A 21,639-nucleotide genomic window follows, 5' to 3' on the forward strand; every position below is an offset into this window, starting at 1 on the left:
CCGGAATCAAACGCCCCGGCTCTGGACCGGGGCGTTTCCTTACATCTCCATCTCGATGATCTCGGCGACTTCGACAGAGCCGCTGCCATCCGCCACCATCGGGCAGCCCTTGGCCATCTCGCAGGCCGCGTCCTGGCTGGACGCCTGCACAACCGAATAGCCCGAGACCGGATTTGCACCGCCATTGTCCGCCACGCCGCCGGCGCTGACGGTCTTGGACATGCCCACCGGCGCGCCCGGCACTTTCAGCGCGTCGCCCATCGAGCCCATCCAGCTCTTCCAGGCTTCCATCACCTTGGCGCCTTCCTCCTCGCTCTCCGGGGTCTTGCCGCCGTGGTAGACAAAAATGAACTCTGGCATTGGTCTTCTCCCTTGGTTGCGATGAAATGTGCGTCAGGTGATTGCGGTCAGCTGAGCCTCCAGCTTGCGCAGGGTCGAGGTCCAGCCTTCTTCATGACGTGCGGCGATCTCGTCGTCGCTTAGATCCCGGTGATCGACTAGCAGCATGGCGCCATCCCCGGCGGCGGCGATGGTGAAGGTCACATGGCTCTCGGCGCCGCGGCTGCCGTCCTCCTCGTGCCAGGCCCAGGTAAAGCCGACGGACTTCGGCACATCCACATGGGTCACCTGGCCAGAAACATGGAACCGCTGCCCGTCGCTGTTCTGCATGACCGAATACCACGGGCCGGTGCGGCTGAGGTCCAAGTCATGCTCTGGAATGCTGACTCCCTCCGGCCCCCACCATTTCAGCAGCTTGTCCGGAGTGGTCACCCAATCGAACAGCTTCTCCGGGCTGACCGGGAAGATCCGTTGCAGCTGCAGGTCGCTCATGCCGTTTTCTCCATCATGTGCCGTCCTCCATCAAAGCCGCCTGCAGACGGTCCAGGCTTCCGTCCCAGAACGCTTTGCGGGATTGGGTCCACTCGGCAATCATCCTGAGGCCCTCGGGCCGGGCAGAATAGAGCCGCCTGGTGCCATCAGCGCGCTGGCGCACCAGTCCGGCCTCGCGCAGCACCTTCAGGTGGCGCGAGATGGCCGGCGCTGAAATGCCTGCCCCCGGCGCCAGATCGCCCGCAGGCAGCTCGCCCTGGGTGATCAGCTGGTCGACAATCGACAGGCGGGTTTCGTCCGACAGGGCGGCAAATGATTTCAGAAGCGGAGTCATGCTCCCATTATTAACATTATCGTTAAATAATGAAAGCGTTAATTTGATCCTCACCAGAGACGCCTGAAACCGCGGGCCGTTTGCCCTTATAGGGCAGGATGGTCTCCCGCCCGTCGACAGCCTGTTCTGCGAACAGGCTCCTCCCGTTGGGCCCGGCGCTGCGCATTTGCGCAGCGCCGGGCCCAAGGCCGCCAAGGGGCGGCTGCGCCAGCAGCCGCTCCTGCGGGCGCGGGAGGTCCCCGGACTTTGACCCGGGGAGCGGTCTCAGCCTTGGAAGTCGTTCCGGGTGTAGCCCTGGATAAACAGCAGCGCTGTCAGGTCGCCGTGGTTGATACGGATATCGCATTCCGCCGCCACCGAAGGCTTTGCGTGCAGCGCAACACCGGCGCCTGCGCGTTTCAGCATCCCCAGATCGTTGGCGCCGTCGCCTACCGCGATCACGTCCGCCTCACTGATCCCCAGCCGGGCGGTGATCTGCTCCAGCGCCTCCACCTTGGCCTCGCGGCCCAGGATCGGCCGCGCCGCTTCGCCGGTCAGCCTGCCGTCTGCCGCCAGCAGCGTGTTGGCCCGGTTCTCGTCAAAGCCCAGCTCCGCCGCCACACGTGCGGTAAACGCCGTGAACCCACCCGAGACCAGCGCCGCATAAGCGCCATTTGCCTTCATCACCGCCAGCAGCTGCTTGCCGCCCGGCATCAGGGTGATGCGCTCGTCCAGAACCTTGGTGATCACCGTCTCCGGCAGCCCCTGCAGCAGACCGACCCGCTCGACCAGCGCGCCCTCGAAATCCAGCTCGCCGTTCATCGCCCGCGCGGTGATCTCCTTCACGCGCGCGCCGACGCCCGCTTCCTCGGCCAGTTCATCAATGCATTCCTGCTGGATCATGGTCGAGTCCATGTCGGCCAGCAGCATCTTCTTCTTGCGCCCCTGCGCCGGCTGGATCACCAGATCCACCCCCATCTGCTGCAGATCCTCCCAGACCTGCCAGCGGTTGTCCGGCATCTGCTTCAGCGTGAACTCGGCCGCCACGCCCGGCGCCAGCCAGATGGCCTCGCCGCCGCCCCAGGCATTGCGCAGCGATTCGGGCAGGGCGGGTTCCAGCACCGGGCTGGCGGGATTGCAAAGCAGGCTGGCAACAAACATCGGCGGGCTCCGTTTCGTCAGGATTTCCCTTGTCATAGCGGGCCGCCGGGGCATCGGCCAGACGGCAAGAAGCTGTTCAAATCCGGGGTGATCATAAGGAGCGGCCCATTTTGCCATTTCAGAGCGGCTGTTTCCGATGGTGGAAAATCATGTCGCAAAAAACGAATGAACAGCCGCAAACTTTCAATATTTCTGTTGCATGCCGCGCTGCAGCAGCCTAGCTCTGTAACCGGGACACCCCTCCCCAACGAGGGGCGCTTATCTGGAAGGGTAGCATTGATGGCTATTGCACAACCGGCATCGCGGCCGGCCAATCCGCGTTTTTCCTCGGGCCCCTGCGCCAAACCTCCCGTCTTCGACCTGTCAAAACTCGCCGGCGCGCCGCTGGGCCGCTCGCACCGTGCTGCGGTCGGCAAGGAGAAGCTGAAGGCGGCGATCGAAGGCACCCGCGAGATCCTGAGTATCCCGGCAGACTACAAGATCGGCATCGTACCAGCGTCGGACACCGGCGCGGTGGAAATGGCAATGTGGAACCTCTTGGGCGCTCGCGGCACCGAGATGCTGGCCTGGGAAAGCTTCGGCTCCGGCTGGGTCACCGACGTTGTGAAACAGCTCAAGCTGGACGCCACCGTCAAAACCGCCGATTACGGCCAGATTGTCGACCTCGCCACTGTCGACTTCACCAATGACGTTGTTTTCACCTGGAACGGCACCACCTCCGGCGTGCGGGTGCCCAACGGCGACTGGATCCCGGCAGACCGCGAAGGCCTGACGATCTGCGACGCGACCTCCGCGGCCTTTGCGCAGCACCTGCCCTGGGACAAGCTGGATGTGACCACCTTTTCCTGGCAGAAGGTGCTGGGCGGCGAAGCGGCGCACGGCATGATCATTCTCAGCCCCCGCGCGGTAGAACGGCTGGAAAGCTACACCCCCGCCTGGCCGCTGCCGAAGATCTTCCGCCTGACCAAGGGCGGCAAGCTGATCGACGGCATCTTCCAGGGCGCGACCATCAACACCCCTTCGATGCTGGCGGTGGAGGATTACCTGCTGGCGCTCGATTGGGCCCGCTCCGTCGGCGGCATGGAAGGCCTGCGCGAACGCGCCTATGCCAACCTGGCCGCGGTGCAAAGCTTCGTGCAGGACAACCCCTGGATCGCCTTCCTGGCGGAACAGCCGGAATACCGCTCCAACACCTCGGTCTGCCTCAAGTTCACCGACGAACGCATCCAGGACGGCGCCGCCTTTGCCAAGGCCGTGGCCAAGCGTCTGGAAGCCGAAGGCGTGGCCTATGACATTGGTGCTTACCGCGACGCGCCTCCGGGCCTGCGCATCTGGTGCGGCGGCACGGTGGAAGCCACCGACGTGGCAGCGCTGATGCCCTGGATCAAATGGGCCTTTGAGGCCGAGATCGCGGCCCAAACCGAGGCCGCCTGAACAGGCGGTGGGCAAATTGCCCACCCTGCCCAGAGCAAACACCGTAGGGTGGGCGATTCCGCCCACCGCCCCGGGACATTCATAAGGACCCTAAGCCATGGCTCCCAAAGTTCTCATCTCCGACAAGCTGTCCGAGGCCGCCGTCCAGATCTTCCGCGACCGCGGCATTGACGTCGACTTCCTGCCCGACGTGGGCAAGGACAAGGAAAAACTGGCGGAAATCATCGGCCAGTACGACGGCCTCGCCATCCGCTCCGCCACCAAGGTGACCGAAAAGATCCTGGAGAACGCCGATAACCTCAAGGTGATCGGCCGCGCCGGCATCGGCACCGACAACATCGACAAGGAAGCCGCCTCCAAGCGCGGCGTCATTGTGATGAACACGCCGTTCGGCAACATGATCACCACCGCCGAACACGCGATTGCGATGATGTTCGCGGTCGCCCGCCAGTTGCCGGAGGCCTCCGCCTCCACCCATGCCGGCAAGTGGGAAAAGTCCAAGTTCATGGGCACCGAGCTGACCGCCAAGACCCTGGGCGTGATCGGCGCCGGCAACATCGGCGGCATCGTCTGCGACCGCGCCCGCGGCCTCAAGATGAAGGTGGTGGCCTATGACCCCTACCTGAGCACCGAGAAAGCCGACAAGATGGGCGTCGAAAAGGTGGAGCTGGACGAGCTGCTGGCCCGCGCCGATTTCATTACCCTGCACGTGCCGCTGACCGACCAGACCCGCAACATCCTGTCCAAGGAAAACCTGGAGAAGACCAAGAAGGGCGTCCGCATCATCAACTGCGCCCGCGGCGGTCTGGTGGATGAGGCCGCACTGGCGGAACTCCTGACCTCCGGCCATGTGGCAGGCGCCGCCTTCGACGTGTTCTCGGAAGAACCGGCCAAGGAAAACGCCCTGTTCGGCTTGCCCAACGTGGTCTGCACCCCGCACCTGGGCGCCGCCACCACCGAGGCGCAGGAAAACGTCGCCCTGCAGGTGGCCGAGCAGATGTCCAACTACCTTCTGACCGGCGCGGTCGAGAACGCGCTCAACATGCCCTCGGTCACCGCCGAGGAGGCCAAGGTCATGGGCCCCTGGATCAAGCTGGCCGACCACCTGGGCAGCTTCGTCGGCCAGATGACGGATGAGCCGATCAAGGCGATCAACATCCTCTATGACGGTGTCGCGGCCGGCATGAACCTGGACGCGCTGAACTGCGCCGTGGTCGCAGGTATCATGAAGCGCGCAAACCCCGAGGTGAACCTTGTCTCCGCCCCGGTGGTCGCCAAGGAGCGCGGGATCCAGATCTCCACCACCAACCAGGACAAATCCGGCGCTTTCGACGGCTACATCAAGGTGACCGCCGTCACCTCCAAGCGCGAGCGCTCGGTGGCGGGCACCGTGTTCTCCGACGGCAAGCCGCGGTTCATCCAGATCAAGGGCATCAACATCGAGGCGGATGTGGGCGCGCACATGCTCTACACCACCAACGAGGACGTGCCCGGCATCATCGGCACCCTGGGCCATACCCTGGGCGACAACGGCGTCAACATCGCCAACTTCACCCTGGGCCGCTCCGAGGCCGGCGGCGAGGCCATCGCGCTGCTCTACGTGGATGAGCCCGTCCCGGCCGAAATCCGCGCCAAGCTTGCCGAAACCGGCCTGTTCAACCAGATCAAGCCGCTGGAGTTCGACGTCGTCTAAACGTCCCGGTGCAAGACCGCAGAAGCCCCCGCCACTGCCGCGGGGGCTTTTTTCAATGCCCCTTCTGACGCGCGAACACCGCTTTGTCCGGCCGGTGCCGCAGCACAACCGCGGTAAAGATCAGCATCGACAACAGCGCCGTTGCCGATCCAGCCTGCGCCAGCACCTCACTCCGCTCCAGAATGGCCAGCGGAATGCCCGGCACCAGCAACGCCAGCGCCAGCAGCGCCGTGCCCAGGTGCAGCCGCGGCAGCACGCCCCCGGCCGCGGCCGGCAGCAGGTGGTAATAGAACGCATAAATCGAACAGCTGACCCAGCCGAGCAGGTTCAGATGCCCATGCGCCGGCGACAAGAGGTGGTCCTGGCTTGCCGACATCTGAATGCCCCAGACCATGCCGCCGAGCGCCGACACCACCGCCGCCAGCATAAACCACCGCGAAATCCCTTCCATCTCAGTCCCTCCCTGTTCGCTTGGATCGCAAAACACCCTTGCCAGTAACGTGGCGCGCTGTCTCCGGATTGCCAGCCCGGCGTCTGCGGTTCCGGGGCTTGAGGCCCCCGCCGCAATGCGCCATCTATCCGGCACTGCCCGCAAACAGGAGCCGCCATGACCGCCCCCCTCTACGCCATCGGCGATATCCACGGCCAGCTGGAGATGCTGGACGCCGCTCTCCGGCGGATCGAGGCTGACGGAGGCCCTGAGGCCCGCATCGTTTTCCTCGGCGACTACACCGACCGCGGCCCCGACAGCCGCGGCGTGATCGAGCGGCTCGCCCGGGGGCAGGCAGAAGGGCGCAACTGGATCTGCCTCAAAGGCAATCACGACCGGATGTTTTCCATGTTCCTGGAGGACTACCCGCGCAACGACGCCCGGCTGCTGATCGGCTATCACTGGCTGCATGACCGGATCGGCGGGGTGGAAACGCTGCAATCCTACGGGGTCGAAGTGGCTGAAGGCGACCGCATCTATCAGACCCATTCCCGCGCCCGTGCTGCAATCCCGCAGGCGCATCTGGACTTCCTGTCCCGACTGAAACCCTATTACCAGGAGGGCGGACTGCTCTTTGCCCACGCGGGCATCCGCCCCGGCCTGCCGCTGGAAAGCCAAAGCGAAGACGACCTGCTCTGGATCCGCCAAGAATTCCTCGATGACGCGCGGGCCCACCCCTGGCTGGTGGTGCACGGCCACACGCCGGGCAGACAGGCCGAACACCGGGTGAATCGCATCAACCTCGACAGCGGCGCCGGCTACGGCCGCCCGCTTACCGCCGCCGTGTTCGAGGGCCGCGACTGCTGGCTGCTGACAGAAGCGGGCAGGGTGCCGCTGGAACCCTGATCCGCCATTTCATCTTTCCAGAAATACTCTGGGGGTGAGCGCCAAAGGCGCGAGGGGGCAAAGCCCCCTCAACCGGACATCACGTCCAATCCAGCACCACCTTACCGCTGGCCCCGGATTTCATCGCGGCAAAGCCCTCTGCAAAGTCAGCCACCCCGAACCGGTGGGTGATTACCCGGCTCACATCCAGGCCGTTCTGCAGCATGGCGATCATCTTGTACCAGGTCTCGAACATCTCGCGCCCGTAGACCCCCTTGATGGTGATCGCCTTGAACACGATGCGCGACCAGTCGACCGGCGATTTGCCCGGCGGAATGCCCAGGAGGGCAATCTTGCCGCCCATCACCAGCACCTCCACCATCTGGTCCAGCGCCGCCTGCGACCCGGACATCTCCAGCCCGACGTCAAACCCCTGCTTCATGCCCAGCTCCCGGATCACATCCTGCAGCTCTTCCCTGGACACGTCCACCGTGCGCACTGCCGGCACCACATGGGCGGCCAGCTTCAGCCGGTCCGGGTTGATGTCGGTGATCACCACATGCCGCGCGCCGGCATGTTTCGCCACCGCCGCCGCCATGATGCCAATGGGGCCGGCCCCGGTGATCAGAACGTCCTCGCCCAGCAGGTCAAAGCTGAGCGCCGTATGCACCGCATTGCCCAGCGGATCGAGGATCGCGCCGATCTCGTCCGGGATGTCATCCGGCAGCGGCACCACGTTGAAGGCGGGCAGCTTCAGATACTCGGCAAAGGCGCCCTGCTCGTTCACCCCGATGCCGCGGGTGCCGGGGTCCAGGTGGAACTTGCCGGCCCGGCTCTGGCGCGAATCCGTCTTGATCAGATGCCCCTCGCCGGAACAGCGCTGGCCCACCGCCAGATCGGTGACATTGCGCCCGATCTCGACAATCTCGCCCGCAAACTCGTGCCCGGTAATCATCGGCACCGGCACGGTGTGCGATGCCCATTCGTCCCAGTTCCAGATGTGAATGTCGGTGCCGCAGATGCCGGTCTTCTTCACCTTGATCAGCACCTCGTCCGGGCCGATCTCCGGCACCGGCGCCTGCACCATCCACAGGCCCTCCTGCGGATGGCTCTTCTCCAGCGCTTTCATCGTGTTCGGGCGGCTCATGACACAATCCCCAGTTCCTTGCCGACCTTACCAAACGCCGCCAGCGCCCGGTCCAGCTCCTCCCGTGTCAGCGCGGCATTCATCTGCGTCCGGATACGCGCTTGGCCGCGCGGCACCACGGGGAAGAAGAAGCCGGAGACATAAACGCCCTCGTCGAACAGACGCGCCGCCATATCCTGCGCCAGCTGCGCCTCGCCCAGCATCACCGGGATGATCGGATGCTCACCCGGCAGCAGGTCAAAGCCAAGCTTTTCCAGCCCCATCCGCCAGTAGCGCGCATTCTCGAACAGCTGCGCCCGCAAGCTATCCCCTTCCTCAACCAGCCGGATCGCCTCCAGCCCGGCAGCTACAATCGATGGCGGCAGCGAATTGGAGAACAAATAGGGCCGCGCCCGCTGCCGCAGCAGGTCGATTACTGGCTGCGGCCCGGCGATATAACCGCCGATGGCCCCCCCAAGTGCTTTGCCCAAGGTTCCCGTCAGGATGTCCACGTCCACCCCGAAATGCTCCGGCGTGCCGGCACCCGTCGCGCCCATAAATCCGGTGGCGTGGCAGTCATCCACCATCACAATGGCATCGTATTTGTCCGCCAGCGCCCGGATCTCCGGCAGCTTGGCCAGGTAGCCGTCCATCGAGAACACGCCGTCGGTCGCAATCATGATATGCCGCGCCCCGTCCTCGCGCGCCTGCTTCAGCCAGGCCTCCAGGTCATTCATGTCGCTGTTCAGATAGCGGTAGCGCTTGGCCTTGCACAGCCGGATGCCATCGATGATCGAGGCATGGTTCAGGCTGTCCGAAATGATCGCATCCTCCGGCCCCAAGAGCGGCTCGAACAGCCCGCCGTTGGCGTCGAAACAGGCCGCGAACAGGATTGCGTCATCCTTGCCCAGGAACTTGGCCAGCCGCTGTTCCAGCTCCCGGTGAATGTCCTGGGTGCCGCAGATGAACCGCACCGAGGCCATGCCGAAACCCTTCGGCTCCATCGCGTCCTTCGCGGCCTTGATCAGGGCGGGGTGGTCTGCCAGACCCAAATAGTTGTTGGCGCACAGGTTGATCACTTCGCGTCCGCCAACCGTGATCTCACCCCCCTGCGGGGAGGTGATCATTCGCTCGCGCTTGTACAGCCCCTCACCCTCAATCTGGGCCAGCGTGTTGGAGATGTCGGTCAGAAAAGCAGTGGACATGCGCAAACTCCCTTGGTGTCTCGAGTCGCGTGTCTAGCATAGCGGATGCGTTTCCGGAATACAGGATTTCAGCATTACGGAAAAAAATCCGTAAAACTGGACGCGGCCGGTGAAATTCCGTCAAACCGGACTATCTGCCCCGAATTAGGGAGGATTGCAGACATGGCACGGGTGACGGGAATTGGCGGTGTATTCATCAAGGCGCGCGGCGACGCTAAGGCGCTGGCGGCATGGTACAGCGACCACCTGGGGCTGGAGCTGACGGATTTCGGCGGCGCCATCCTCAACTGGCAGGACGACACGGCAGAGGACGGCGGCCTCACCGTCTGGGGCACTGCCGACCCCGACGGCACATGGTTTGCGCCCAGCACCTCCGGCTTCATGATCAACTACCGGATCGACGACATGGACGGCATGATCGCGAAGCTGACCGCCGCAGGCATCCCCATCCTGCAAGGGCCACAGTCCCATGAAAACGGCCGCTTTGCCTGGATCATGGACCCAGAGGGCAACAAGGTGGAGCTGTGGGAGCCCAAGCTTTGGGACGAGAAGAACAAGGGCTGACCGCCCAAAAGGAAAACGCGGCCCCTTTTCAGGAACCGCGCTTCCGATCTGCAATGCTGCGTGGCTTATGCCAGCTGCAGGTTCACCGCCAACTCGCGGCCGTCACGGCCTGCTTCGATGTCGAAAGTGACTTTCTGGTTGTCCGCCAGGCCGGTCAGGCCGGAACGCTCAACAGCGGAGATGTGCACAAACACGTCTTTGCTGCCGCCGTCGGGTGCGATGAAGCCGTAGCCTTTGGTGGTGTTGAACCATTTTACGGTGCCGGTGGCCATATCCGTAGTCTCCTTGGTGTGTGCTGCCCGCGGAAGTGCGGCAGCCTGGCGTAGTCGGTCTGGATCGAGAGACTGATAACGCCGCGAAGCGGGAGACAGTGGATCGACAAGAATAACGTAAGCGGTCCACATATGGGCCGGACACCTGAGTCGTTCAAGGGCTTTGTGCATAAAAGCCACTGCGAGGGGTTTTCCTGCCGATGCAGCCGACCAGCACATCTTACGGATGTCCCGGCCCGCATCTAGCGGCTGCGCACGGCCGTCGCCTGTTTCTCTAGGGTTGCGCGACAGAATTTGCCGGGGGCAGCGTTAATGGTATCATACGCCTTCCTGGCCAGTCGCGGGCCTTGTTGTCCGGCTGAGCGGGAAGATGTTACTGCTTATGCGTTTTTCACGATCAGAAACACCCGCGCCGGCCCCTCGGGCGCGGTGATCGAGTGGGCCACGTCGGCGGCATAGCGGGCGGTGTCGCCGGCCTGCAGCTGGTCCTTGGCATTTCCGGAACTCACTGCAATCTCGCCATCCAGCACTGTCAGCTGCTCTACCGCGCCGCGGGTGTGGGGCTGGCTGATCAGCGCGCCGCCCTGATCGAACCGGATGTCATAAACCTCGTGCCCGCCAGCCTCTTCCGGTGGCGACAGGATGCGGATCCGGCAGCCTTGGCCCATGTTCTCGATCTTGGGAACATCCGCCGCGCGCAGCACCTCGATCCGGTCCTGCATGTCGCCCGCTTCCAGCAGCCCGGCAAAATCCACCTGCAGCGCGCGGGTCAGGTTCCACAGCGTCGCAATGGTGGGGGAACTTTCGCCGCGTTCGATCTGGCTCACCATTGACCGGCTGACGCCCGACAGGTTGGCAACTGCCTCCAGGCTCAGGCCCTGGGCGCGGCGCGCCTCTTTCAGGCGGGCGGGCAGCAGGGTCAGGATATCGTCTTTGTTTTCCGTCATGACGGATTCTCTGCGACGGCGAAGCCGATTTGTCAAATGTTCCGGTGCATCAGATGCTGCGCTGCAGCGGTGCACAGGGGGTGTACAGGCGGTGCACGGGGGGTGACAGCCAGGTGACGCGGTGTTTTGATGACGGCACGTATCAGCAGACAGATCAATGCTGCGGGTGCATGATAGGGCAAATCTGACGAGGAGAGAGAGTATGAATGACATCGTGATCCTGGACGGCGCCCGCACCGCGATCGGCACTTTTGGCGGCGCGCTGGCGGGCACCGCGCCGATTGACCTGGCCACGACGGTCTCCAAGGCGGCGCTGGAACGCTCCGGCGTTGAGGGCGGCCAGATCGGCCATGTGGTCTTTGGCCACATCATCAACACAGAGCCGCGCGACATGTACCTGAGCCGGGTCGCGGCGATGCAGGCCGGGGTGCCGGATGCGGTTCCTGCGATGAACGTGAACCGTCTGTGCGGCTCCGGCGTGCAGGCAATTGTCTCGGCTTATCAGTCGCTTGCCATGGGCGATGCGGAGTTCGCGCTGGCTGGCGGCGCCGAGAATATGTCGCGCAGCCCCTACATCATCCAGCAAAGCCGCTGGGGCGCGAAGATGGGTGATGTGAAGTCGCTAGACATGATGCTGGGCGCGCTGAACTGCCCGTTCGGCACCGGCCATATGGGGGTGACAGCCGAAAATGTGGCGGATGAGCATGAGATCACCCGCGAGCAGATGGATGACTTCGCCCTCACCAGCCAGACCCGCGCGGCAGCGGCGATCGAGGCCGGTCATTTCAAGTCCCAGATCACCCCGGTTGAAGTGAAGGTAAAGCGCGATCTGGTGCCGTTTGAGGTGGACGAGCACCCCAAGGCCACTACTCCCGAGGCACTGGCCGGATTGAGGGCGGTGTTCCAGAAGGACGGCCGGGTAACTGCCGGAAATGCCAGCGGAATCAACGATGGCGCGGCGGCCATGGTGCTGGCCACCGCTGCCGCGGCTGAGAAGGCGGGGCTGAAACCCAAGGCGCGGATCCTCGGCTATGCCCATGCCGGCGTGCGCCCGGAAGTGATGGGCATCGGCCCGGTTCCTGCAGTGCGCAACCTATTGGAGAAAACCGGCCTTTCCGCTGGCGACTTCGACGTGATTGAGTCGAATGAAGCCTTTGCCGCGCAGGCGCTGGCCGTGAACAAGGAGCTGGGACTGGATCCGGCCAAGGTGAACCCAAATGGCGGTGCAATTGCGCTGGGCCATCCTGTGGGCGCAACCGGCGCGATTATCACATTGAAAACGCTTTATGAACTGGAGCGGACCGGAGGCTCCAAAGGTCTGATCACCATGTGCATCGGCGGCGGCCAGGGCATTGCGATGGCGATCGAACGGCTCTGACAAAGATCCCGCGGGGAGCGTCGCTTCGGCGCTCCCTGCCCGGACAGAACGGCTTTTGCGATAAAATATCGCCGTCCACATATACAGATTATGCAATTTTAAGTAGAAGTAATTACCCCTTAAGAATAGCTGGCGATTCCAAGTGATTGCCGGAATTCGTTCCAGAATTCACCTCCCGGGGTTGCGAAAGCGGGCGGGAATGCGCAAGGGTTGCGTGATCCCGTGCAAGTGACGTCGGTATAGGGTATCAATGTGACAGCCAATGTTCTGCTTCTGGAAGACGATATCGGTGTCCGCTTCACCTTCAGTATGGCGTTGCAGGAAGCTGGGTACACTGTGACGGCAGTCACCAGCTGCAGCGAAGCCATTTCTGCATTGACCGGAATGCCGTTCGACGTATTGGTCCTGGATCTGAAGATCGGGGAAGAAATGTCACTTCCAGTGGCGGATTACGCCGCCTTGCTGCGCCCGGATATTCCGGTGGTCTACATCACCGGCAGCCGGCTGTTTTCCGGCGGGGAGTTATTTACCCTCAGCCGCAATATCCGCTGGGTTCTGCGCAAGCCGGTGAACCTTTCTGATCTTCTCAGCATGGTTGACCATGTGACCGGACGGGTCGCTACTGCAGCGGCAGTCTAACCTCGCGGCCCACCGGAATTTCCCTGAACGGATTGCTTTTAAAGGGCTTTCAGGCGGGCCGGGGAATTTAGCCGCAGGATATCGTAAAGACTGCACCCTTTCCGGGTTCACCGTCTGCAAGGAGATGCCAGGAATGGCGGCGGCAGATCTCGGCGCAGGTTGACAGGCCGATCCCGTTGCCGTCGATTTCGCGGTGCACCCGGTGGAACGGTTGCAGGATGCGGTGCCTCTCCTGCGGGTCAAAACCGATTCCGTTATCGGCCACCGAAAGTGTCCATTCTTCGCGGCCGGTGCCTTCCATCCTAATGGTGATTTTCAGCGGGCGGGCAGGATCCCGGTATTTGATCGCGTTGGACAGGAGGTTGGTCAGCAGCAAGTGCAGCAAGGTCGGGTCCGCCTGCAATGCCGTGCCGTTCCCTTCAATGCGGACTTGCGCGCCGCAGGCTTGCGTTTCCTGCTGCAGGCTGGCGCAGGCCTCTGAAACCGCTTCTTCCATTGCGATTTCCTGAAAGCTGATGCGGGAAGAGGTTGAGACCGAATGGTCCAGCAGCTGGGTTGTCAGCCTGTCCATCTGGCGGGCCGCCCGGGCCATGTGCTGCAAGAACTCCTGGGCGGTGTCCGGGAGCCCGGCGCTGTAGTGATCGGAGAAGAACTGCAGGGCACCTATCATGGTGTTGATCGGAGTGCGCAGGTCGTGCGAAGCGGCATGGGCAAAGGCCTCCATGGAAAACAGGGTTTCCTGCAGCTTCAGATTTGCGTCCTTGGCGAAGTGCAGCTCACCGCGCAGCTTGCCGCGCATCTCGTTCATTTGCCGCAATCTGTCCGCTGTGAGCCTCAGCTGATCCTGGGTCAGGAGGATCAGCCGCTCGCCCTTGGTGGCGGACCGCAGCAGCGAAAGACGGAATTCGGTGTCCTGCGTTGGCGTGCCAAGATTACCGGCGGCCATGGGGAAGCTCACGGCTCCCGCAGCGGCGCCCTTACGCAGGCCGGACACTACGTCGTCGCGGTTCTGAAGGGTCAATTCACTGAAACAGGTTCCAGCCAGTGCGCCGCTGCCAGATGGAGAAAACGGGCAGAAACTGCGTTCTGCCCGCCGGTTGCAGACAAGGATGCGGCCGTTCCAATCCAGAATAAAAGACCCGTACGGGGACGCAAGAAACGCCTTGCTCAGCACATCGGCATTCACGTCTGCGTCCTCAGGCAGCATAGGCGGCACCTTTGATGATTTTCAAGGGACCGCCGGTGAGACAGCTGGCAAACGGCAAGCCGAAAGCATTGCCCCGGGCAATACCCGTCCGTTTGCGGTGCAGGCGGAATGCTGAGCGGTTTGTGATCTGTCGTTCCTCCTTGGCAGCTGCCAGCATGCGGGTGTTTTTCTCCTGCCTATTCCGAGGCGGTGCCTGACATCTGCAACCCGCCGTAGACGTGGGATATCCGGCCACTCTTTTCCCGCTTTGCCTGGGCAAAAAGGAGGGCGCGCGCGCAGGTGCCTTCCGCATTGCGCACGCGCACTGCACGATGGAAGGGACGGCCGTTCATCAGCACTTGCTGAAGCCCGTCCCTGACGTCAGCCAAGTCATCAGGGTGGACGCGCTTCAGAAGCAATTCTACCGAAGGCACATTTGTTTCCGGATCATAGCCGAGCAGGTCGAACATTGCCGGAGTCCACACGGGCACGTTGTTCAGAACGTCGATGGAAAAGACGCCGATGGACAAATGCTCCTGAATCGCCGCGCTGCAATCAAGCAGCAATTCCCGCTCATTGATCTGGGCTTTGTCCCAGCATACGCCAATAAACTGCACGGCCTCCCCATGCGAATCCTGGAACACCGTCACGCTGCCCTTGAGGTTGCGGGAGTTCCTGGCATCGTCGAAGAACCTGGCGTCGAACTCGAAGGAACCGCCACCATCGCGAAGCTTGTCCAGCGATGCGCGCAAGCCCGCCTGGTCTTCGGGATGGGCGCGGTTGAGAATGTCTTCGAAGGACAAGCTGGCGGAGCTGTCCTCAATGCCAAGGACGGTTTGCGCCTCCGGTGACATGAATGTCTCTCCGGTATCCAGGTTGTGGGTCCAGAATCCAAGCCTGGCAACGCTGCTGACAAGCCGGAGAACATTGTAGGAGGGCTCGTTGTCGAAGCGGGTTATGGTGATCGAGATGCCAATCAGCTTGTTATGCACATCCAAAACAGGCGACATGACCAGCGTGTAACAACGGCCGCCGGACATGATCGGTATGCGCCGGGTCTCCTGAAGCCGCAGCACCGTATTGGCGATCGGTGCCAGGGCCGGGAAGCCGCGCGGCAGGTTGCATTGACTGAGGTGCAGGCCGGTTGGCGGCAGCTCGCCAATACCCAGCACGTCGTTGGCCATGCGCGACACGCGGCGGACAATCAGGGCCTGGTCTGCCAGCGCAACGGCGTAAGGCGACGAGGCCAGCATGGCCTCCAGCTCCGAGGACAGCGCCTGACGCTCCGCTGAGCTGATCTGCAGCTCCTCATTCACGGTCAGCAATTCCTCGTTCGTGGATTGCAGTTCCTCATTGGAGGTTTCCAGTTCCTCGTTGGTGGCCTGAAATTCCTCGTTCGTGGATTGCAGTTCTTCGTTGGCGGACTGGAGCTCCTCGTTTGCGGTCTGCAACTCTTCGATTGTCTGCTGAAGCGCCTCCTGGGTCGCACGGATCTCCATTTCCATGCGCTCGACGTAATCGCGCTGGTCACGGTCGGAGATCTCTTCGAAGGTGAATTCCTTCTGCTCTTCGAATTTGGTGTTGATCGCCAGCAGGCAGTGAACCTCGCCGCCGTTGCGGCTGACAAAAGGGAAGGCTTGCAACTGGACGCGGTTGCCGGTGGGCAAAGAGACTGTGTGCCAGCGGCCGTCGCGGCGCTCTTCGTTGCGGATGGCCACCGCAATCAGGCTCGAGGCCTCGCCGCGCAGCGGTTCGATCAGCATCTTGACGTTGAGCGAAGTCGACATGCCGGCCCGGATTTCGCTGTAAACGCTGATGTCGCCCAGAACTTCGATGATATCGCCGTGGCGGGTGCAGATGATGCCATTGGGGGCAACGGCCCGGGCCAGCGACAGATCGGCCTGTGCGGCCTGTTCTGCGGCCGCCCGTTCAGGCGATTTCCTAAGATTGAGGGTCCGCAGATTGCCATTGCCCTGCGCCCTGGAGGAGACAGACAATTCTCCGGAAATCCCGCGGCGCTTGCCGAAGATCTTGTCCGATCCCTGGCAGGCCTCGAAATAGATGCCCATCTCGCCAACGGTCTCGGAGGTGCCAAGAAACAGCAGGGCACCCGGCGCCATGGAATAATGCAGCCTGGTCAGCACCCGTTCCTGCAAGGCATGGTTGAAGTAGATCAGCACGTTGCGGATCGTGACCAGGTTCACGTTGATGAATGGCGGGTCCTGGAACACGTTATGGCGCGAAAACAGCGTGACATTGCGCAGCTCCTGACGGACCGTGATGTCGCTTTCACCGACATCGAAGTAATCTTTCAGGTAATTGGGCGGAATGTCTTGGGCTGCCGAGATCGGGTAGGTTCCCTTGCGCGCAACCTCGATGGCGTTCTGGTCGATGTCGGTGGCAAAGATCTGCACGTTGCCCTTAGTCAGCGCGTGAATGCCGCCGAGGATCTCTGCGATCAGAATGGCGATCGAATAGGCCTCTTCGCCGGTGGCACAGCCGACCACCCAGACCCGGATCGGACCGGGGCCCCTGTCTGCCAGCTGCTTTTCGACTTGGTCGTTCAGCTTTCGGAATTGGTCCGGATCGCGGAAGAAGCGTGTGACCGAGATTAGTAAGTCGCGGTGCAACGCATCCACCTCGTCAACGTTGGACCGGCAGTAATCGACGTATTTCTCATAGTCATTGATGCTGAGCGCCGACATCCGCCGGGCGATGCGGCGGTTCAGAGTGTTTTCCTTGTAATCGGCAAAATCGACCTGCGTGCGGGCCATAAGGATGCTGAACAGCTCGGTAAGCTTGCCGGGTTCATCTGCGGCAGAACGCAACAGTTCCAGGTCACGCGGCTTGGCTAGTATTTTTTCCGCGTGTTCGCCGATCTGTTCTGGCGTGAGGATCAGGTCGATACAGCCAGTTTCGATCGCCGAGGCAGGCATACCATCATATTTGGCAGAACCGGGCTCTTGAGCGATTGTGATACCTCCGGCCTCGCGGATCGACTGCACCCCGTAGCTGCCATCGCTGCCGGTTCCCGACAGCACGATTCCGACACAGTTTTCACCGCATTCCTTGGCAAGGCTCTGGAACAGCCGGTCCGCCGATGGCTTCGGCGTTGCGGGATGGCCTGCGGGGTTGCGCAAGCGCAGTTTGCCGTCTTCGAACACCACGTCTGTGTCGGGTGGGGTGACGTAGATGGTGCCGGCTTCGGGTTCCGTGACGCGGCTCAATTCCACCACCGGAAGTGAGGTTTCCCGCGCGATCAGCGATGTCAGCACACTTTTGTGGGTGGGGGACATATGCTGGGCAATCACATAGATAGCGTTGGCGGACCGGGGAAGGTTTTGAACCAGCAGGGAGACGGCCTCCAGGCCGCCGGCCGAGGCAGCGATACCTGCGACCCGCAAGTCCCGGCTGTGGCTGTCTTTTTGCGTGCTGTCCTCGTCCGGCAGCAGTCCGTTTTTTTCTGCTGTCATGTCCTGTTCCGGGTGCTCCATTCTTCAACACGTCTCCGAAAAGTCTGAAAGTAGGGTTTCAACCCCCGCGGTCGCGCGCGGGCGGATTCGAACCGGTTAGGCTGCGTCGCAGAACTTATCAATCAAATTCAAAAGCTGACCCGGGGTCACTGGCTTGGAGGCAAAACTGGTCATGCCAAGCTCCTGGATAATGGCGTCGTTTTGATAGGCGGCGTCAGCAGTCATCGCGATAATTGGCAGGTTGCCGGGCAGGTCGAGCCGCGACTGGCGTATCTGGCGGGTTGCCTCGATTCCGGAGATTTGCGGCATGTGCAGATCCATCAGCACCAGCCCGAAATCGTGCGGAGCCGCGGTGAGGATATCGACGCTCTGCTGTCCGCCTGCAGCAATTTCAACGTCCACGCCAAGTGCCAGAATGATTTCGCGCATCATGTAGCGTGCGAACTCATCATTCTCGACAAGCAGGACTTTCCGCGGACGTTTCATTACCGGGTTCCGTTGTTGCTGCTATGGGGCCGGAAACAGGCAATTGGCCGCCAGTGCTTCTTAGAGGGGCAGAGCTGATCCAGCGCCCTCCTTGCAATCCTGCGGTTTTGGAAGAAACGGCCAGTCCGAACTTGGGGCCATCATGCTGCCGGCTTACCCGGTAGTCAACGTGCTAGAAACACAAGATAATCAACCTTAAATAGATAGTCTGGCTTCTGATGCATGCGCTCTGGGGCAGCTGCCAAAGCTGCAGGCCCGGGCCGGCGTTTCGCTGTAAAGGCCAAGGCCGACCGCACAGAGCCTGCGGCCCGCTTGCGCCGCGATGACTTCCGGCAAGAAACCACTGCGCTTCTGCCGGGGCCGGATTTCAGATCAGAAGGGCCACGGCCGCAAACAGCGCCGCACCGCCGGCAGCTCCCAAGGCAGCCGGTGCAACCCAGTTGCCGGTGTTGCGGGTCTGGACGCCATTCTGTGCGGCCTGGGCAATCAGCGCCTGTTCCACCAGCGCAGGCAGACGCGGGCCGAAGCGGGCCATTACTTTGGCGGTCTCCAGCAGGTCAGAGGCCACGGCGCGCGGGCCGATGGATTTCTTGATGTAGTCCTCAACCACCGGCCGGGCCGCTTCCCAGATGTTGATATGCGGGTCCAGCGAGCGGGCGACGCCCTCAACCACTACCATGGTACGCTGCAGGAGGATCAGCTCGGTGCGGGTCTCCATACCGAAACGCTCGGTCACCTCGAACAAGTAGTTCAGCAGCCGGCCCATGGAAATCTGCGAGGCGTCCATGCCGAAAATCGGCTCTCCCACGGCGCGCAGGGCGCGGGCGAATTCGTCAACGTCGCGGTTGGCGGGCACGTAGCCGGCTTCGAAATGCACCTCGGCCACGCGCTTGTAGTCGCGCTTGATGAAGCCATAGAGGATCTCGGCGTAAACCCGGCGGGTGTATTCGTCGATATGACCCATGATGCCGAAGTCATAGGCGATGATATCGCCGTTGGCCGCGACCTTGAGGTTGCCCTGGTGCATGTCAGCGTGGAAGAAGCCGTCACGGAGCGCGTGGCGCAGGAACAGAGACAGGACGCGGTTGGCCAGCAGCCTTCGGTCGTGTCCTGCCGCATCCAGCGCGTCGTTGTCACCCAGCGGAATTCCGTCGGCCCAGCCCATCGTCATCACCCGGCGGGCGGAATAGGCCCATCGGATGTCCGGCAGCTGGAAACCCTCGTCCTTGGTGGTGTTGGCGGCAAATTCCGAGGCGGCGGCGCTTTCCAGCCGCAGATCCAGCTCACCCTGCACAACGCCGTCGAAATGCTCGATCACATCCATCGGCTTCAGGCGGCGGGCGCCGGGAGCGAACAGGTCAACAATGCGGGCGGCGAAGTAGAAGGCGTCCACATCCTTGTTGAAGGCGCGCTCAATCCCGGGGCGCAGCACTTTGACAGCAACCTCTTCACCGGTCTCCGCCAGCGTGGCCCGATGCACCTGTGCGATGGAGGCGGCGGCAACGGGATCGCTGAAATCGGAGAAGATTTCCGACGCCGAGCGGCCCAGCTCTTTTTCCACCTCGGCCAAAGCCTGAGCACGGGAAAACGGCGGCAGCTTGTCCTGCAGAACACGCAGCTGGTTTGCCAGATCCTTGCCCACCACGTCGGGGCGGGTCGAAAGCACCTGTCCGAACTTGATATAGGCGGGCCCCAGCGCGTTCAGCGCGCGGGTCTCCGGCGGCATCGCGGGGTCGCCCTTGTAGCCCAGCCATTTGAACGGCCAGCCCAGGGTGCGCGCCAGGATGCGCAGAGGTTTGGGAGCCTCAAACGCCTCCAGCACCGAATGCATGGCGCCGGTGCGCTCGAAAGTGGCGCCTGTCCGGATCAGGCGCAGAATATTATGAGGGCCGCGCATGGGTCAGATCTTCCAGCCGGAATGCAGGCAAGCGATGCCCATGGACAGGTTTCGGTACTTGGCGTTTTCAAAGCCCGCTTGCTTGACCATGCCCAGGAAAGTCTCCTGGTCCGGGAAGTTGCGGATCGATTCCACCAGGTACTGATAGCTGTCGTAATCGCCCGCAATCATCTGCCCCATCCGCGGGATCACGTTGAAGGAATAGAGATCATAGAGCTTCTGCAGCCCGTCGTTCGGCAGCTGCGAAAACTCCAGCACCATTAGCCGCCCGCCGGGGCGCAGCACCCGGTAAGCTTCGTTCAGCGCCTCTTGCGGGCGGGTCACGTTCCGGATGCCGAAGGAGATTGTGTAAACGTCGAAGGTGTTGTCCTTGAACGGGAGCTTCATCGCGTCGCCGGTGACCCAATCAAGGCTGTCGGCCATCTGCTCTGCCTCGGCACGCTTACGGCCCTCCTCCAGCATCGGGCGGGTGAGGTCCAGCACGGTGGAGTGGCCGTGGCCTGCGCGCTTCAGGAAGCGAAAGGAGATGTCGCCGGTGCCGCCTGCCACATCCAGGAGGCGCTGGCCCGGGCGCGGCGCCAGCCAGTCCATCATCGCGTCCTTCCAGACCCGGTGAATGCCGACGCTCATCACGTCGTTCATGATGTCGTATTTCGAGGCGACCGAGTTGAAGACCCCCTGCACACGGCCGGCCTTCTCCTCCTCGCGGACGGTTTCGAACCCGAAATGGGTGGTGTTGTCGCTGGTGTTGCTCATGCCACTTGCCGTTTGCTGAGTTTCGCCCTTGTTATAAGGCGCTGTGGGGCAGGCACAATGCGGCCCGTTGGTTCAGGAGGGGTGTAATGCCAGAATTGCCCGAGGTCGAGACGGTGAAACGCGGTTTGGCGCCTGCGATGGAGGGGGCTGTGATCGCGCGGGCGCAGGTGAACCGCCCGGATCTGCGCTGGCCGTTTCCGGAACAGATGGCAGAGAGGCTGACCGGTGCGCGGGTCAATGCCCTCAGACGGCGGTCGAAGTACATCCTGGCGGATCTCGACACGGAAGAGACATTGCTGATCCATCTGGGCATGTCCGGGCGGATGACGGTGTCGGGCGATCCGCTGGGGCATTTCGTGCATGGGCATCCGCAAGCGGAGAAGCATGACCACGTGGTTCTGGACATGGACAATGGCGCCCGCATCACCTTCAACGACCCGCGCCGGTTCGGGGCGATGGATCTGCTGGAGACGGCGACGGCCGACAGCCACAAGCTGCTGGCGGTGCTGGGGCCGGAACCATTGGGCAATGACTTTCACGAAGATCACCTGATTGCTGCCTTCGAGGGGCGCAACACGCCGGTGAAATCCGCATTACTGGATCAGGGAATCATCGCGGGGCTCGGTAACATCTACGTCTGCGAAGCGCTCTTTCGTGCGGGAATTTCGCCACGGCGCAAGGCCGGGCAGATTGCCGCGCATCGGGTGGCGGCATTGGTGCCGATCATCCGGCAGGTGTTGCAGGATGCCATACGCGCAGGCGGATCGTCGCTTAAAGATTTTCGGCAAGCATCTGGTGAACTTGGATATTTTCAGCATTCATTCGATGCCTACGGGCGCGAGGGCGAACCCTGCCGGCGGATCGGTTGCGCAGGGTCAATCGCCAGAATCACCCAGTCGGGGCGCTCCACCTTCTACTGTGTAAAGTGCCAAAGATAGCTTGATCAGAGGGACCCTTTTGGTA

22 protein-coding genes are annotated in these 21,639 nt (G+C 62.4%); 7 read left to right on the forward strand and 15 right to left on the reverse strand.

Going from position 1 to position 21,639, the window contains the following annotated elements:
• Positions 1-39 precede the first annotated feature (39 nt).
• The 4 genes from ACXAED_RS08885 to serB all read right to left on the reverse strand — a co-directional run bounded on the left by ACXAED_RS08885 (position 40) and on the right by serB (position 2,305).
• On the reverse strand, positions 40-360 hold the full coding sequence (locus ACXAED_RS08885; protein ID WP_475048882.1) for a YciI family protein: 321 nt from the start codon (positions 358-360) through the stop codon (positions 40-42).
• 33 nt (positions 361-393) lie between these two features.
• Positions 394-831: an SRPBCC family protein gene (locus tag ACXAED_RS08890; RefSeq protein WP_475048885.1), complete on the reverse strand. Its 438-nt coding sequence runs from the start codon at positions 829-831 to the stop codon at positions 394-396.
• A 13-nt stretch (positions 832-844) separates the two neighbouring features.
• Positions 845-1,165 (reverse strand): ArsR/SmtB family transcription factor, encoded by a 321-nt coding sequence (locus ACXAED_RS08895; RefSeq protein ID WP_475048887.1) that lies wholly within the window; start codon positions 1,163-1,165, stop codon positions 845-847.
• A 264-nt stretch (positions 1,166-1,429) separates the two neighbouring features.
• Positions 1,430-2,305, reverse strand: a complete 876-nt coding sequence (serB, locus tag ACXAED_RS08900; protein WP_475048889.1) for a phosphoserine phosphatase SerB — start codon at positions 2,303-2,305, stop codon at positions 1,430-1,432.
• Positions 2,306-2,584: 279 nt separating this feature from the next.
• Between serB and ACXAED_RS08905 the strand changes: the two genes are divergently transcribed.
• Together ACXAED_RS08905 and serA are read left to right on the forward strand one after the other, a co-directional pair.
• The gene (locus ACXAED_RS08905) at positions 2,585-3,739 is read left to right on the forward strand and encodes a phosphoserine transaminase (RefSeq protein ID WP_475048892.1); all 1,155 of its coding nucleotides are present in this window, start codon (positions 2,585-2,587) and stop codon (positions 3,737-3,739) included.
• 97 nt (positions 3,740-3,836) lie between these two features.
• Positions 3,837-5,432, forward strand: a complete 1,596-nt coding sequence (serA, locus tag ACXAED_RS08910) for a phosphoglycerate dehydrogenase (RefSeq protein WP_475048895.1) — start codon at positions 3,837-3,839, stop codon at positions 5,430-5,432.
• Between the two features lie 52 nt (positions 5,433-5,484).
• On the opposite strand, the gene ACXAED_RS08915 is transcribed toward serA, so the two are convergent.
• Positions 5,485-5,883 carry a hypothetical protein gene (locus ACXAED_RS08915; RefSeq protein WP_475048897.1) on the reverse strand — a complete coding sequence of 133 codons (399 nt, stop codon included), beginning with the start codon at positions 5,881-5,883 and terminating at the stop codon, positions 5,485-5,487.
• Between the two features lie 156 nt (positions 5,884-6,039).
• Here ACXAED_RS08915 and ACXAED_RS08920 point away from each other — a divergent pair, with 156 nt between their 5' ends.
• A complete protein-coding gene (locus ACXAED_RS08920; protein ID WP_475048899.1) occupies positions 6,040-6,768 on the forward strand; it encodes a metallophosphoesterase family protein in 729 nt (242 codons plus the stop codon).
• Between the two features lie 79 nt (positions 6,769-6,847).
• On the opposite strand, the gene tdh is transcribed toward ACXAED_RS08920, so the two are convergent.
• Positions 6,848-7,876, reverse strand: coding sequence for an L-threonine 3-dehydrogenase (gene tdh / locus ACXAED_RS08925; protein ID WP_475053069.1), 1,029 nt, complete (start codon positions 7,874-7,876; stop codon positions 6,848-6,850).
• Positions 7,877-7,890: 14 nt separating this feature from the next.
• The gene (locus tag ACXAED_RS08930) at positions 7,891-9,078 is read right to left on the reverse strand and encodes a glycine C-acetyltransferase (RefSeq protein WP_475048902.1); all 1,188 of its coding nucleotides are present in this window, start codon (positions 9,076-9,078) and stop codon (positions 7,891-7,893) included.
• A gap of 162 nt (positions 9,079-9,240) precedes the next feature.
• On the opposite strand from ACXAED_RS08930, the gene ACXAED_RS08935 reads away from it, so the two are divergent.
• Positions 9,241-9,642: a VOC family protein gene (locus ACXAED_RS08935; RefSeq protein WP_475048904.1), complete on the forward strand. Its 402-nt coding sequence runs from the start codon at positions 9,241-9,243 to the stop codon at positions 9,640-9,642.
• Positions 9,643-9,707: 65 nt separating this feature from the next.
• Here the strand turns inward: ACXAED_RS08935 and ACXAED_RS08940 are convergent, their stop codons facing one another.
• Together ACXAED_RS08940 and ACXAED_RS08945 are read right to left on the reverse strand one after the other, a co-directional pair.
• A complete protein-coding gene (locus ACXAED_RS08940; protein WP_475048907.1) occupies positions 9,708-9,914 on the reverse strand; it encodes a cold-shock protein in 207 nt (68 codons plus the stop codon).
• Between the two features lie 380 nt (positions 9,915-10,294).
• Entirely contained in the window at positions 10,295-10,861 is a 567-nt protein-coding gene (locus tag ACXAED_RS08945) for a helix-turn-helix domain-containing protein (protein ID WP_475048909.1), read from the reverse strand.
• A 202-nt stretch (positions 10,862-11,063) separates the two neighbouring features.
• Here ACXAED_RS08945 and ACXAED_RS08950 point away from each other — a divergent pair, with 202 nt between their 5' ends.
• Both ACXAED_RS08950 and ACXAED_RS08955 read left to right on the forward strand, forming a co-directional pair.
• Positions 11,064-12,239 (forward strand): acetyl-CoA C-acyltransferase family protein, encoded by a 1,176-nt coding sequence (locus ACXAED_RS08950; protein ID WP_475048912.1) that lies wholly within the window; start codon positions 11,064-11,066, stop codon positions 12,237-12,239.
• Between the two features lie 252 nt (positions 12,240-12,491).
• Positions 12,492-12,878: a response regulator gene (locus ACXAED_RS08955; RefSeq protein ID WP_475048914.1), complete on the forward strand. Its 387-nt coding sequence runs from the start codon at positions 12,492-12,494 to the stop codon at positions 12,876-12,878.
• A 67-nt stretch (positions 12,879-12,945) separates the two neighbouring features.
• Here ACXAED_RS08955 and ACXAED_RS08960 read toward each other — a convergent pair whose 3' ends face one another.
• The 6 genes from ACXAED_RS08960 to ubiE all read right to left on the reverse strand — a co-directional run bounded on the left by ACXAED_RS08960 (position 12,946) and on the right by ubiE (position 20,676).
• On the reverse strand, positions 12,946-13,899 hold the full coding sequence (locus ACXAED_RS08960; RefSeq protein ID WP_475048916.1) for a sensor histidine kinase: 954 nt from the start codon (positions 13,897-13,899) through the stop codon (positions 12,946-12,948).
• Between the two features lie 175 nt (positions 13,900-14,074).
• On the reverse strand, positions 14,075-14,242 hold the full coding sequence (locus ACXAED_RS08965) for a hypothetical protein (protein ID WP_475048919.1): 168 nt from the start codon (positions 14,240-14,242) through the stop codon (positions 14,075-14,077).
• Positions 14,243-14,261: 19 nt separating this feature from the next.
• Positions 14,262-17,537, reverse strand: coding sequence for a chemotaxis protein CheB (locus ACXAED_RS08970; RefSeq protein WP_475048920.1), 3,276 nt, complete (start codon positions 17,535-17,537; stop codon positions 14,262-14,264).
• Positions 17,538-17,633: 96 nt separating this feature from the next.
• On the reverse strand, positions 17,634-18,023 hold the full coding sequence (locus ACXAED_RS08975) for a response regulator (protein ID WP_475048923.1): 390 nt from the start codon (positions 18,021-18,023) through the stop codon (positions 17,634-17,636).
• A gap of 367 nt (positions 18,024-18,390) precedes the next feature.
• A complete protein-coding gene (gene ubiB, locus ACXAED_RS08980) occupies positions 18,391-19,920 on the reverse strand; it encodes a 2-polyprenylphenol 6-hydroxylase (protein ID WP_475048924.1) in 1,530 nt (509 codons plus the stop codon).
• 3 nt (positions 19,921-19,923) lie between these two features.
• Positions 19,924-20,676 carry a bifunctional demethylmenaquinone methyltransferase/2-methoxy-6-polyprenyl-1,4-benzoquinol methylase UbiE gene (gene ubiE, locus ACXAED_RS08985; RefSeq protein WP_039184344.1) on the reverse strand — a complete coding sequence of 251 codons (753 nt, stop codon included), beginning with the start codon at positions 20,674-20,676 and terminating at the stop codon, positions 19,924-19,926.
• An 86-nt stretch (positions 20,677-20,762) separates the two neighbouring features.
• Between ubiE and mutM the strand changes: the two genes are divergently transcribed.
• Entirely contained in the window at positions 20,763-21,614 is an 852-nt protein-coding gene (mutM, locus tag ACXAED_RS08990; protein ID WP_475048928.1) for a bifunctional DNA-formamidopyrimidine glycosylase/DNA-(apurinic or apyrimidinic site) lyase, read from the forward strand.
• The last annotated feature ends 25 nt before the right edge of the window (positions 21,615-21,639 follow it).

The sequence above is a fragment of the Leisingera sp. ABM4_103 genome, assembly GCF_056158685.1.

Excerpts from the sequence above, each read along its gene's own strand:
- ACXAED_RS08885 (WP_475048882.1), bottom strand. The coding sequence starts at position 360 with ATGCCAGAGTTCATTTTTGTCTACCACGGCGGCAAGACCCCGGAGAGC.
- ACXAED_RS08890 (WP_475048885.1), bottom strand. The coding sequence starts at position 831 with ATGAGCGACCTGCAGCTGCAACGGATCTTCCCGGTCAGCCCGGAGAAG.
- ACXAED_RS08895 (WP_475048887.1), bottom strand. The coding sequence starts at position 1,165 with ATGACTCCGCTTCTGAAATCATTTGCCGCCCTGTCGGACGAAACCCGC.
- serB (WP_475048889.1), bottom strand. The coding sequence starts at position 2,305 with ATGTTTGTTGCCAGCCTGCTTTGCAATCCCGCCAGCCCGGTGCTGGAA.
- ACXAED_RS08905 (WP_475048892.1), top strand. The coding sequence starts at position 2,585 with ATGGCTATTGCACAACCGGCATCGCGGCCGGCCAATCCGCGTTTTTCC.
- serA (WP_475048895.1), top strand. The coding sequence starts at position 3,837 with ATGGCTCCCAAAGTTCTCATCTCCGACAAGCTGTCCGAGGCCGCCGTC.
- ACXAED_RS08915 (WP_475048897.1), bottom strand. The coding sequence starts at position 5,883 with ATGGAAGGGATTTCGCGGTGGTTTATGCTGGCGGCGGTGGTGTCGGCG.
- ACXAED_RS08920 (WP_475048899.1), top strand. The coding sequence starts at position 6,040 with ATGACCGCCCCCCTCTACGCCATCGGCGATATCCACGGCCAGCTGGAG.
- tdh (WP_475053069.1), bottom strand. The coding sequence starts at position 7,876 with ATGAAAGCGCTGGAGAAGAGCCATCCGCAGGAGGGCCTGTGGATGGTG.
- ACXAED_RS08930 (WP_475048902.1), bottom strand. The coding sequence starts at position 9,078 with ATGTCCACTGCTTTTCTGACCGACATCTCCAACACGCTGGCCCAGATT.
- ACXAED_RS08935 (WP_475048904.1), top strand. The coding sequence starts at position 9,241 with ATGGCACGGGTGACGGGAATTGGCGGTGTATTCATCAAGGCGCGCGGC.
- ACXAED_RS08940 (WP_475048907.1), bottom strand. The coding sequence starts at position 9,914 with ATGGCCACCGGCACCGTAAAATGGTTCAACACCACCAAAGGCTACGGC.
- ACXAED_RS08945 (WP_475048909.1), bottom strand. The coding sequence starts at position 10,861 with ATGACGGAAAACAAAGACGATATCCTGACCCTGCTGCCCGCCCGCCTG.
- ACXAED_RS08950 (WP_475048912.1), top strand. The coding sequence starts at position 11,064 with ATGAATGACATCGTGATCCTGGACGGCGCCCGCACCGCGATCGGCACT.
- ACXAED_RS08965 (WP_475048919.1), bottom strand. The coding sequence starts at position 14,242 with ATGCTGGCAGCTGCCAAGGAGGAACGACAGATCACAAACCGCTCAGCA.
- ACXAED_RS08970 (WP_475048920.1), bottom strand. The coding sequence starts at position 17,537 with ATGACAGCAGAAAAAAACGGACTGCTGCCGGACGAGGACAGCACGCAA.
- ACXAED_RS08975 (WP_475048923.1), bottom strand. The coding sequence starts at position 18,023 with ATGAAACGTCCGCGGAAAGTCCTGCTTGTCGAGAATGATGAGTTCGCA.
- ubiB (WP_475048924.1), bottom strand. The coding sequence starts at position 19,920 with ATGCGCGGCCCTCATAATATTCTGCGCCTGATCCGGACAGGCGCCACT.
- ubiE (WP_039184344.1), bottom strand. The coding sequence starts at position 20,676 with ATGAGCAACACCAGCGACAACACCACCCATTTCGGGTTCGAAACCGTC.
- mutM (WP_475048928.1), top strand. The coding sequence starts at position 20,763 with ATGCCAGAATTGCCCGAGGTCGAGACGGTGAAACGCGGTTTGGCGCCT.